Origin of the sequence: Streptomyces sp. NPDC058880, assembly GCF_042742535.1 — a bacterium.
Classification (GTDB): Bacteria; Actinomycetota; Actinomycetes; order Streptomycetales; family Streptomycetaceae; genus Streptomyces.
Genome location: NZ_JBHYMC010000079.1, coordinates 18,201 through 29,571, shown reverse-complemented (window position 1 = coordinate 29,571; position 11,371 = coordinate 18,201). Strand labels below are relative to the sequence as shown.

The 11,371-nt window shown below is 71.9% G+C and carries 11 protein-coding genes; 5 read left to right on the top strand and 6 right to left on the bottom strand.

Annotated features, from left to right (window positions below):
• Positions 1–181 (bottom strand): hypothetical protein (locus ACFW2G_RS29890; RefSeq protein WP_384681110.1); only part of this gene is annotated, 181 nt, incomplete at its 3' end.
• 142 nt (positions 182–323) lie between these two features.
• Between ACFW2G_RS29890 and ACFW2G_RS29885 the strand changes: the two genes are divergently transcribed.
• Positions 324–917 carry a DUF1772 domain-containing protein gene (locus tag ACFW2G_RS29885; protein ID WP_384454870.1) on the top strand — a complete coding sequence of 198 codons (594 nt, stop codon included), beginning with the start codon at positions 324–326 and terminating at the stop codon, positions 915–917.
• A gap of 35 nt (positions 918–952) precedes the next feature.
• On the opposite strand, the gene ACFW2G_RS29880 is transcribed toward ACFW2G_RS29885, so the two are convergent.
• A complete protein-coding gene (locus tag ACFW2G_RS29880; RefSeq protein ID WP_384454867.1) occupies positions 953–1,441 on the bottom strand; it encodes a DUF1772 domain-containing protein in 489 nt (162 codons plus the stop codon).
• 167 nt (positions 1,442–1,608) lie between these two features.
• Between ACFW2G_RS29880 and ACFW2G_RS29875 the strand changes: the two genes are divergently transcribed.
• Positions 1,609–2,976 (top strand): acyl-CoA synthetase, encoded by a 1,368-nt coding sequence (locus tag ACFW2G_RS29875; protein WP_384454864.1) that lies wholly within the window; start codon positions 1,609–1,611, stop codon positions 2,974–2,976.
• 28 nt (positions 2,977–3,004) lie between these two features.
• Here ACFW2G_RS29875 and ACFW2G_RS29870 read toward each other — a convergent pair whose 3' ends face one another.
• The 3 genes from ACFW2G_RS29870 to ACFW2G_RS29860 form a co-directional block, all read right to left on the bottom strand.
• Positions 3,005–4,162 (bottom strand): RNA polymerase sigma factor, encoded by a 1,158-nt coding sequence (locus tag ACFW2G_RS29870; protein ID WP_384585071.1) that lies wholly within the window; start codon positions 4,160–4,162, stop codon positions 3,005–3,007.
• A gap of 7 nt (positions 4,163–4,169) precedes the next feature.
• Positions 4,170–4,577, bottom strand: a complete 408-nt coding sequence (locus ACFW2G_RS29865) for a YciI family protein (RefSeq protein ID WP_037922605.1) — start codon at positions 4,575–4,577, stop codon at positions 4,170–4,172.
• Between the two features lie 153 nt (positions 4,578–4,730).
• A complete protein-coding gene (locus ACFW2G_RS29860) occupies positions 4,731–6,263 on the bottom strand; it encodes an aminotransferase class I/II-fold pyridoxal phosphate-dependent enzyme (protein ID WP_384585074.1) in 1,533 nt (510 codons plus the stop codon).
• A 72-nt stretch (positions 6,264–6,335) separates the two neighbouring features.
• On the opposite strand from ACFW2G_RS29860, the gene ACFW2G_RS29855 reads away from it, so the two are divergent.
• The 3 genes from ACFW2G_RS29855 (at position 6,336) to ACFW2G_RS29845 (ending at position 10,058) form a co-directional block, all read left to right on the top strand.
• The gene (locus ACFW2G_RS29855; RefSeq protein ID WP_037922607.1) at positions 6,336–7,253 is read left to right on the top strand and encodes a LysR family transcriptional regulator; all 918 of its coding nucleotides are present in this window, start codon (positions 6,336–6,338) and stop codon (positions 7,251–7,253) included.
• Positions 7,254–7,492: 239 nt separating this feature from the next.
• Entirely contained in the window at positions 7,493–9,202 is a 1,710-nt protein-coding gene (locus ACFW2G_RS29850) for a PKD domain-containing protein (protein ID WP_384585077.1), read from the top strand.
• Positions 9,203–9,371: 169 nt separating this feature from the next.
• Positions 9,372–10,058, top strand: coding sequence for a lipoprotein (locus ACFW2G_RS29845; protein ID WP_384681107.1), 687 nt, complete (start codon positions 9,372–9,374; stop codon positions 10,056–10,058).
• A gap of 351 nt (positions 10,059–10,409) precedes the next feature.
• Here the strand turns inward: ACFW2G_RS29845 and ACFW2G_RS29840 are convergent, their stop codons facing one another.
• Positions 10,410–11,354, bottom strand: a complete 945-nt coding sequence (locus ACFW2G_RS29840) for an alpha/beta fold hydrolase (RefSeq protein WP_037922613.1) — start codon at positions 11,352–11,354, stop codon at positions 10,410–10,412.
• Between the last annotated feature and the right edge of the window lie 17 nt (positions 11,355–11,371).

The following is an 11,371-nucleotide window of genomic DNA, read 5'->3' as shown; positions in this document are numbered from 1 at the left end:
GGCCTGTCCCGTCGATCACGACGGGACAGGCCTCGGCGCGTCCACGGGGGCGGATCCCTGCCGGCCCGAAGGACAACCGGCGGTCCCTGACGATGCTGTGGACGAGGATGAGGATCGCCACCGCCATCGCGGCCACATGCGGCCGCACCGGGGCGTCCGCGATACGCGCGCTTACCGTCATGCTCACATCAGTCATGTACCGCGCCTGCCCGCAAGATTCACTCACACCTCGCCCCAACCCCCTCGTAAAGAAGGCCGTTTGCTGTCAGGATCGGCCCTTCGTGTCCGGAACGCACCACCGTTGGGGAGAGGACGTACACCGCATGCCTGCCGGTCCGTCGCCGTTTGTGCCGCCCGCACAGCCCACGCAGCCCGCACCCCCGGCTCCGCCGACTCCCACGGGTCCGCCCGCGAAGGGCACCCGGCCGGCCACCGCCGTGCTGACCGTCTCCGCCGTCCTGGTGGGCCTGATGGCAGGCCTGTTCTTCGCCTTCGACGTCTCCGTGATGCCCGGGCTCGCGGCCGGGGACGAGCAGACGTACGTCGTGGCGATGCGCGCCTTCAACAAGGCGATCGACGGCAACCCGCTCTTCGGAACCGTTTTCCTGCTGGCGCTGGTGGCCGCCGTGCTGTCGGCGGTCCTGGAGTTCCGCGGCGGGCGGCGGGCCGTGGCGCTCTGGGTGGGTGCGGCCGCCGCGGCCTACCTCGTCGTCCTGCTGATCACCTTCGCCGTGAACATCCCCCTCAACAACGAGCTCGCCGGCGCGGGCGACGTCGCCGGGATGAAGGACTTCGGGATCGTCGAGCGGTTCAGGACGACCTGGGTGACCACCAACATCATCCGCACACTTCTGTGCACCACCGCGCTGGCCGCACTCGCCCGTGCCCTGCTCCTCCACGGCCGCGCCACCCGGTGAACGCCCGTCGGCCCGGCCGGCCCCGAGCTCCTCCGTCAGTGGAGGACCAGGGCCCAGGCGAGGCAGCCGAGGGCGATCGTGCACAGCACGGACCGCCACGCGTTGGCGCGTACCCACGGTGATTCGAAGGCCCGCCGGACCGCCGCGGGGTCGCCGATGCCGTCGACCCGGCCGGCCTGTTCCAGGGCGTTGTTCAGCGGAATGTTGACCCTCGCCGTCACGGCCATTGCCGCGAGATACGCGCCGAGCGCGCCGGCCAGCGGCACCAGCGCGTCCCGCCCGCCACCGCCCACGGCGTGGAGGACCACTGCGGCCGCGACGAACACGAGCGCACCGACGTAGCCCAGCAAGAACCAGCCGTTGAGGATCGCCACGTTGACGCGCTGCATGCTCTCGATGAACGTGCGGTCGCCGGCGACCCGCAGACCCGGCATCACGGCCACGGAGAACCCGTAGAAGAGGCCGCTCATCCATCCGACGGTGATCGTCGCGGCGATCATCGTCGCCAGCCGTGCCGTCTCCACGTGAGGCTCCCCCGGATCGAGTATCGGGTCAGGAACTGGTCTTTGAACGGTCAGGTCACGCCGATCATAGGGTGCGGGGGACCGGTCCGGGGGCCGCGTAGGCTGACAGACCGGACCCTCGCTCCACCGCCCGCCCCCCACGTCACCGCCGAACGGAGTCACCTGCCATGCTGACCGCCCTCACCGGTGTCCACGGGGACCGTGCGGACGCCGTCACCGTCGCCGGCCGAACCGCCTCCTACGAGGAACTCCTGGGAGCCGCCCGGCAGGTGGCGGCGGATCTCACCGCATCGGGGGTCCCCGCCTTCGCGGTGACCGCCACGGCCTCCCTGGAAACGGTGGCCGCCGTGGTCGGTGCGCTGCTCGCCGGAGTACCGTGCGTCCCGCTGCCGCCCGACGCCGGTCCGGCCGAGCGCGGCCACATCCTGCGCGACTCCGGGGCCCGCCCCGTCGAGGTCGACTTCGCCCGCCGCTCGGACAGGACCCCCGTACCGGCCCGGGTGCACGCCCCGGAGGATCCCGCGCTGATCCTCTACACCTCGGGCACCACCGGAGCCCCCAAGGGCGTGGTCCTCAGCAGCGCGGCGATCACCGCCGACCTGGACGCGCTCGCCGAGGCCTGGCAGTGGAGCGCGGAGGACACCCTGGTCCACGGGCTCCCGCTGTTCCACGTCCACGGCCTCGTCCTCGGTGTCCTCGGAGCCCTGCGCACCGGCAGCCGCCTCGTGCACACCGGCCGGCCGACCCCGGAGGCGTACGCGGCCGCGGGCGGGAGCCTGTATTTCGGTGTGCCGACCGTGTGGTCCCGGGTGGCCCGTGAGCCCCGGGCCGCCGCCGCCCTGTCGGGGGCGCGGCTCCTGGTGTCGGGCAGTGCGGCGCTGCCCGCGCCGGTCTTCCGGGACATCGAGCGGGTGAGCGGACACCGCATCGTCGAGCGGTACGGGATGACCGAGACGCTGATCACCGTGAGCGGCCGGGCCGGCGGCTGCCTCCACCCGGGCACGGTCGGGACGCCGCTGCCGGGCGTCGCCACCCGCATCGCGGCCGAGGAGGGCGCGGAGATCGGCGAACTCCAGCTGACCGGCCCCACGCTGTTCTCCGGCTACCTGGGCCGGCCCGAGGCGACCGCCGCCGCGTACACCGAGGACGGCTGGTTCCGTACGGGTGACATCGCGGCTGTCGACGAGAAGGACGGCGTCCACCGGATCGTGGGCCGTGCCTCGACCGACATGATCAAGTCGGGCGGGTACCGGATCGGCGCGGGCGAGATCGAGAACGCGCTCCTGGACCATCCCCGGGTCCGTGAGGCGGCCGTGGTCGGGGTCCCCGACACGGACCTCGGACAGCGGATCGTCGCGTTCGTCGTCGCGGAGGGGGTGACGGGAGCCGAGCTCACCGACTTCGTCGCCGCCCACCTGTCCGTCCACAAACGCCCCCGCGAAGTCCGCTTCGTCGAGTCGGTCCCGCGCAACGCCATGGGCAAGCCGCAAAAGCGCCTCCTCCTGGGCGACACCACCACCGAGCACCGCGCCTGATCGCCGCCCGGCGCGAGGCAGCCCCGCCTCAACCGGATCGGCCTTCGTCCAGTTGTGCGTTGACCCGGGCGGCCTGGCGGGTCAGGTGGTCGCGCTCGGCGAGGTTCGGAGCCTTCAGCGCCGCCTCCGCGTACAAACGGGCCGCCGTCGCCGGGTCGCCGTCGCGTTCGTGGAGGTACGCCGCCACCGCAGTGTGGCGGGGCAGCGAAGTGTCCAGCGCCGCGAGGGCCGCCAGGCCGGCCCGCGGCCCGTCTGCCTCGCCCACGGCCACCGCACGGTTGAGGCGCACGACCGGGCTGTCGGTCAGGCGGACGAGCTCGTCGTACCAGCCGACGATCTGCGGCCAGTCCGTCTCCTCGGTGGCGGGCGCGTCCGCATGGAGCGCCGCGATGGCGGCCTGGGCCTGGAACTCGCCCAGCCGGTCGCGCGCCAGCGCCCCCTGCAACACCGCGACACCCTCGGAGATCATCTGCGTGTCCCACCGGTCCCGGTCCTGCTCGGCGAGCGGCACCAGGCTGCCGTCGGGCGCCGTCCGGGCCGCCCGCCGCGCGTGGTGGAGCAGCATGAGCGCGAGCAGTCCGGCCACCTCGGGATGGTCGACCCCGGCCGCGAGCTGCCGGGTGAGCCGGATGGCCTCGGCGGCGAGGTCGACGTCACCCGAGTACCCCTCGTTGAACACCAGGTACAGCACGCGCAGCACGGTGGCGACATCTCCGGGCCGGTCCAGCCGCACGCCGGACACGGTGCGCTTCGCACGGCTGATCCGCTGCGCCATCGTCGCCTCGGGCACCAGGTAGGCCCGGGCGATCTGGCGGGTGGTGAGCCCGCCGACGGCACGCAGGGTGAGCGAGACCGCGGACGACGGCGTCAGCGACGGGTGCGCGCACAGGAAGTACAGTCGGAGCGTGTCGTCCACGGCGGGCGCCGGCCCGGGCTCCGGCTCCCGGTCGACGAGGTCCTCCCGTCGGCGCCGGGAGGCGTCGGCCCGGTTCACGTCGAGGAACCGGCGCCATGCCACGGTGATCAGCCAGCCCCTGGCGTCCCGTGGCGGGTCGTCCGGCCAGACGCGGACCGCCTCGACCAGCGCGTCCTGCACGGCGTCCTCGGCCGCCGCGAAGTCGGCTCCGCGGCGGACGAGGACGGCGAGCACCCCGGGCGTGAGGCTCCGCAGAAGGACCTCGTCCATCCCGCTGTCACTCCGTGATGGTGGGCGGCGCGGACAGGAACGGGCGCACCTCGAGCCACTCGTGGATCGGCTTCCCGCCCGCCCCGGGAGCCGCCGACAGCTCTCCGGCCAGCTCCACGGCGCGCTCGTAGCCGTCGACGTCGATCACCATCCAGCCGGCGATCAGATCCTTGGTCTCGGCGAACGGCCCGTCGGTGACCGGCGGCCGGCCCTCGCCGTCGTACCGCACCCACGTCCCCTCGGGCGCCAGCGCCTGCCCGTCGACGAACTCGCCCGTCTTCTCGAGCCGCGCCGCGAAGTCGTGCATGTACTGCATGTGGTCAGAGATCTCCTGGGGCGTCCACTGGGCCATGGGGACGCCGTTGACCGCGGCGGGAGCGCCCCGGTAGTGCTTGAGCAGCAGGTACTTCGCCATGGTGCATCTCCTCGGTGCTGGTGCGACCCATTCTGGCCGCCTTCACACCGGGGACGGAGCAGGAAACCCCTTCTCGACATCAGGGCCCGGACTTTTTCGGCGGAACCCGCCGGACGGGGCGGGGCGACCGTCGCGCCGACGACAACCGGGCGCTCAGGCGACCACGCGCAGGCGCGTCACACCCGGGTCGAGCGCACCACGTACGTGGCCGTTCGGAGCGGCCGCGGTCCGCTGCAGGAACCGGACGGCCCCGGCGGTGATGACCTCGCCCGGCAGGACGTTGGGGATGCCCGGCGGGTACGCGGCCAGCGTGTCCGCGGAGATCCGGCCGACGGCCTCCTGCGCCGTCACGACGCGGGCGGGGCTCAGGAACGCCTCTCGGGCGGTGAGTCTGGTGGCGCCGGGCTCCGGCAGCCGCGGCATGCCGCCGTGGCCGGCCGGGCCGGTGAGCGGGGCGGGCAGGGAGTGCAGCGCCTCGACGAACCGGTCGGTGTCGGGGGCGGATCCCGCACCGATCACGGCCACGACCGCTGCGCCGGTCGCCACCTCGACCATGATCCGGTGGTCCCGGAAGAGCCGGCGCCGGGCCTCGTGGCCCGTGATGCCCCCGGCGCGGGTGTCGATCGCGATCCGCAGCGGATCTGCGCCGACGATGTCGCGGAAGGCGTGGAACCCGTCGCTCACCACGGTGAACCGGCCCAGCGCGCGGACGGCTCCCCGGACCGCGTCCGCGGCCGTGACGGAGCCGTCCGTCGCGGCGCCGCCGGTGACCAGACTCCGCCGGGCGAGATCCAGCGACGCCGTCAGCAGGGCACTCGCGCTCGTGGACTGCACGAGCCGGAACGCCCGGTCCACGAGGGGTTCGAGCAGGTCCGCGAAGGGCCCCTCCGCCAGATGGAGCATGGCCGACTGCGTCAGACTCCCCGCCAGCTTGTGCGTACTGGAGGTTGCCAGGTCCGCGCCCAGGGAGAGAGCACGCGCGGGGAGTGCGGGATGGAAGCCGAAGTGCGATCCCCACGCCTCGTCGACGATCAGCGGGACGCCCGCGGCATGGGCGGTGTCCGCGATGGCCCGTACGTCGGCGACCGCCCCGAAGTAGCTCGGCGAGACGATGTACACGGCGGCCGCGTCCGGTGTCCGCTCCAGCGCCGCCGCCACGTCCGCGGCAGTCACACCGTGGGCGATGCCCTGCTCGGGGTCGACGGACGGCTGGACGAAGACGGCGTCCATGCCGGACAGCACCAGCCCGTCGATCACGCTGGAGTGCACGCTGCGCTGTACCACGAGCGTGCGCCCGAGGGCGGGGACGACCATCGAGGCGATCTGGTTGCCCTGCGAAGCACCGTTCGTCAGGAACCAGGTACGTCGCGCGCCCCAGGCTTCGGCAGCCAGCCCCAAGGCCCGGTCCAGCGGCGTGTCCGGGCCCAGGTCGATGCCGTCGAGCAGCGGCGGGAAGTCCAGTTCCGTGATGGCCCGGCCGAGGAATCCGGCGAGGCCCGAGTCGGGGGCCGCGGCGTGCCCGGGAACGTTCAGCCGCAGCCAGTCCTGCCCGGCATGGCGCAGCAGGGCCTCGGCGTACGGGGCACTCAGCTGGCCGGCGGCGGCGCCGGCGCGGGAGGGCGGGGGTACGACGGGGACGGGTACGGGGGAGCAGGAGGCATACCGACCGGTGGTTCTCGTGTTCACGCTGCGAGCGTGACAGTCCCCGGCCCATCGAAGAAGGATGGACTTTTCGTTACCCCTCCATAGGATGTCTATATGCTCGACGTCAGGCACCTCCAGGTGCTGCGCTCCATCGCGCAGGAGGGTTCGCTCGCCGCCGCAGGCCGCGCACTGCACTACAGCCAGCCCACGATCACCCACCACCTCTCCGCCCTCGAAGCCCATTTCGACGCCCGCCTCGTCCGGCGCGGCCCCCGCGGAGCCACCCTGACCGAGCTCGGCGAAGCCCTGTTGCCGCACGCCGAGGCCGTGCTCGAACGGCTGCGCCGGGCCGAGCTGGAAGTACGCGGCCTGGCCGAGCGCGGCATGCGCACACTGCACATCGGTACCTTCCCCACTGCAGGAGCCCTGCTGCTCGCCCCGGCAGTCAGGCGCCTCCACCGCCAGGGGGTGCACATCTCGCTCACCGAGGGCGAACTCCCCCTCCTGCTGCGCGGGCTGAGGGCGCGCGAGCTGGATGCGGCCCTCGTGTTCTCGCAGCCCGGCGACCGCCTCGATCTCGACGAGGACTTCGAGGTGCACCCGTTGCTGGCCGACCCGCTCTTCCTGGTCCTGCCGGAGGACCACCCGTGCGCAGCGCTGGAGCGGGTACCCCTCGGCGAGCTGCGAGACACCATGTGGGTCGGCGCGGCCGACCCCCACGACCCCTGCGACCGGGTGCTCGCCTGGGCGTGCGCACAGGAGGGATTCGAACCCCTGCACGCGATGCGTACCGACGACTACGCGGTGGTCCAGGGCCTCGTCGCGGCCGGGACGGGCGTCGCCCTGGTCCCGCGGCTCGCCCTGGGACACCCCCGGCCCGACCTGGTGGTGCGGCCCCTGGCCCACCCCGAGCCAGCCCGTGAGATCAGCGTCGCCCTGCTGCGTTCCACCTCGGCCGCGGCCGCCCGGGAACTGATCGAGGCCCTGCGGGAACAGGCCACTTTGATCACGGAGCGCTGGGCCGCGGCCTGACGCCGTCCCCGTCGACGCCCTCACGGGCCCTGGAGCGGCCGGTCGGCGCCCAGGCCGTCCGCCACACTGCGGGCCGGACCACCTCCTGTCGATCGCAAACCGCACAGCCGGTAAAGCGTCGACCCCTAAGGAGTGAATCGTGCCGGAACCCCGTGACCCTTGGCCGGAACCTTCCATACGTTGGCCGCTCTTCGCTCATCACCACCACTGGGGGGCCGGTGCGCAACCACCGACTCGTAATGACCGCTGCCTTCGTGGCGGCAGGTCTCGGCATCATCCCGGGCACCGCTCAGGCGGCTGATCCCGTACCCGTCGCGGCCGGCGTGGCCGACGCGATCGACAAGGCATCCACGTCCCAGGGTTTCCACAGCCCCGCGGGCCGCACGGTCCGCACCACTCTGCCCGCCTCCACCGGTGCGAAAACCGGGGGGAGCACCTTGGCGAACGCCAGGACCGCCGCGCCGCAGACCGCCGCCGCTTCGACCGAGCAGGCCGCACTCGACGCGAGCGCCAATCCCGCCCTCGCGGTGGACGTCAGCGGCACCAGCTACACCGCGCACGGCATCGAACTCACCACCCTGATCACGAGCGCCGACGTCGCACTGGACGTCGTCATCGACTGGGGCGACGGCAAGACCGACACGGCCACCGCCCAGGGCAACGCCGAACTGCACCACTCGCACACCTACGACAAGTCCGGCGAGTATCAGGTGAAAGTGACGGTGACCGACGGCGCCAACGCCGTCCAGGCCACCAACGGTGGGGCCTTCCTCACCCCCGGCTCCGACTTCACCCCGCACACCCCGACCCGGCTCCTCGACACCCGCGACGGCACAGGCGCGGCCGCGGGCAAGGTTCCCGGGCAGGGCACGGCCCGGGTGAAGATCGCCGGCAACGCCTCCATTCCGGCAGGCGTCACCGCGGTCGCCCTCAACGTCACGGTCACCGAGACCGTCGACAGCGGCTACGTGACCGCGTGGCCGGGAGCCGGTTACGACCGCCCGGACACCTCGAACCTGAACTACACGGCGGGCAGTTCCGTCCCGAACCTGGTGATCGTGCCGGTCGGCGACGACGGATACGTGGAGCTCTTCAACGGCGGCTGGAGCTCGGTGGACCTGATCGCCGACGTCACCGGCTATTTCACCCGGGCCTCGGACAGCGGCTACACCTCGATGACGCCGGCCCGCTTCGTGGACACCCGCGAGGGCATCGGCACGGCCAAGGGCATGCTCGCCGCCCGCAGTGCCTTCACGACCCGGATCGGCGGCCTGCAGGGCGTGCCCGAGAACATCACGGCCGTGGCACTGAACGTCACGGTGACCGAGCCCCAGGGGCCCGGCCACCTGACCGCCTTCTCCGGTACCGGCCAGGCCCCGACGGCGTCGAACGTGAACTTCGTGCCGGGCCAGACGGTGGCCAACGCCGTCATCGTGCCGGTGGCACCGGACGGGACGATCAAGGTCTTCAACGGTGCCTGGTCACCCACCCACGTGGTGGTCGACGTCGTCGGCTACTACAGCAAGGACAGCAAGGCCGCCTTCCTGCCCTTCACCCCGTTCCGGACCCTCGACACCCGGCAGCAGGCCTACGGCTGGCCCGGGGGCCGGTTCCGGGCCCGGGAGTACATCTCCCAGGGGTTCACCCCCGAGTCCGCGACCGCGGCGGGTGTCGAGGCCTACGTACTGAACGCCACGGTCACCGAGACCGCGGGCACCGGGTTCCTCTCGGTGGCGCCGAGCCCCTACGCGCTGCCGGAACCGGGGGAGCCTACCCCGTCGGCCGCGACTCGCCCCGGCTCCTCCACCCTCAACTGGACGGCAGGCGCGACCGTACCGAACCTGGTGCAGGCGAGCGACGGCGAACACGGCGTCATCGACTTCTGGAACCAGGGCCACGAGGACGCCGACCTGGTGATCGACGTCTTCGGCGTCTACCAGACCAAGTGACCCCTGGGGGCGGCACGCACGGGCGGACCGCCCCCTCTCGGCCCGCGCCGGTGCCGCGCGGGCACCGGCCACCCGCGCGGCACCGGCACGGGGGACGACGGCGCGCCTGCCGGACCTGCTAAGTTGACCGTTCTTTTCGTCGGCATGCCGAGCAGGGGGAGTAGGGACGGTGCGGCGCAAGCGGGTGCGATTCGTTGCGGCAGGGCTGGGGTTGGGCGCCCTGGTGGCGGGAGCCGCCGCCTGCGGGCCGTCGGATGCGCAGGCAGCCCGGGCCGGAGCGAGCGGGCAGGACACCGAACCGACAGTGTCCGCCCCGAGCCCGGGTGTGAAGGCCGCCGGTCAGGTCGGTGGTGACGGTTCGCCGTGCCGACTGCCGGTCTCCTTCGACCTGGCCCCGGGTTGGGAGCCGAAGGCCGTCACCCACGTCGGGGACGAGCAGTTCGCGTCACTGTTCGAGCAGGGCGGGACGACGCTCGCCTGCGAGATCAGTGCCAAAGCCAGCGGGAACATCGGATTCCTGCGGGTCTGGGTCGCCGATCAGCCCGTCACGGCCGGGGACGCCCGCGGAGTCCTCGAGGCGTTCGTGACCGGGGAGCGGACGAGCGGAGGGTCCCCCGTCTACACCGATCTGAAGACGGGCGCGGGAGGCGGCGAACTGCCCACGGTGCAGGTCGCCTATGAGACGGCCGCCCTCGACGAGCCGAAGCAGGAGAGCGCGTTCGCTGTCGTCACCCCGGCGGGCGAGGGGGTCGTCGTCCACCTGGGCGGTCTGGACTCCACCGAGCACGAGCAGATGCTCCCGGCCTTCCGGCTGGCCCGGCAGTCCCTCAAGGCCGCCCCGCAGCCGACTCCCTGAGCCGACTGCCTGAGCCGGCGCTCCGACCGGTACGGCCGAGCGGGAGCGGCCGACCGGGGGAGAGTTGCAGCGAACGTCGCATTCCGATGGTTCGGCACGCCGGAGGAACGTAGCGTCGTGATCATGGAATTACTGGCTGGATCCACCGCCGACCAAGTGCCGGCGAACGCGGCCGCCACCGATGACATGCTGGCCACCCAGCCGGTCGGCTACTGGTGCGGCCTGACCCGGACGGCCGTCACCCGGTACCTGCGTGACGCCAAGAAGGGCACCACCTCGGCCGGGGTTCAGCGCCAGTACTCCGGAACAGCCGGGCCGGACCGAGAACGGGTGGATCGGCGTCTTCGTCGCCTACGCCGCGGTATCCCGCTTGTCCAGCCACGTGAGAATGGCCTGGTTCGTTTCTTCCGGCCTTTCCTGCTGGATCCAGTGGCCGCAGTCGAGGCTGACCACTTCTGCGTGGGGTACGAACTCTGTCAGGTTTTCGGATCTTGCGACAGGGTCGCGGTCACCGTAGATCATGAGGGCGGGCTGGTGGATGATCGGGTCCACGGCCGCCAGGAGGCGCCAGTTTCGGTCGAGGTTCCGGTACCAGTTGATGCCGCCGGTGAACCCGGATGTCTCGAAGGCGGAGACGAGGACGGCCAGTTCGCCGTCGCTCATGATGGGCTCGCCGAGAGCTGTCCGCGCGTGGGCGAGATTGATCAGCGCCATACCCGGCTGAGGCTCCGGCGGCGGCTGGTTCTTCCGGTACAGGTTGCGGAGGAACTGGATGGTGTTGTCTTCGAATACGGCGTCGGCGACGCCCGGCCGCCGGTTGAAGTGGACGAAGTAGAAGTCGCCGCCGAGCATGGCTTCCATGGACTCGATCCACGGCTTTTCACCGCGCTCCTGGTAGGGCAGGCTCAGGTTGATCACCTTGTTGACACGGGTGGGGTGCAGCAGGGTCAGTCCCCAGACGACGAACGCACCCCAGTCATGGCCGACGAAGGTGGCGTCGTCGTATCCATAGTGGTCGAGGAGCGCGACGAGGTCACCCGACAGGTGCTCGATGTCGTAGTCCGTCACTTCGGCCGGGCGGGAGGAGTTGCCGTAGCCCCGCTGGTTGGGTGCGATGACGTGGTAGCCCGCTGCGGCGAGGGCGGGCATCTGGTGGCGCCAGGTGAAGGCGTGGTCCGGCCAGCCGTGGCACAGCACGATGGGCCTTCCCGCGTTCTCCTGGCCCGCTTCGAAGACTTCGAGTTCCACCCCGTTGACCGGAACGAGGGTGGGCTTGGGGAAATCGGTTGAGGTCATGTCGCCATCGTGCCGCC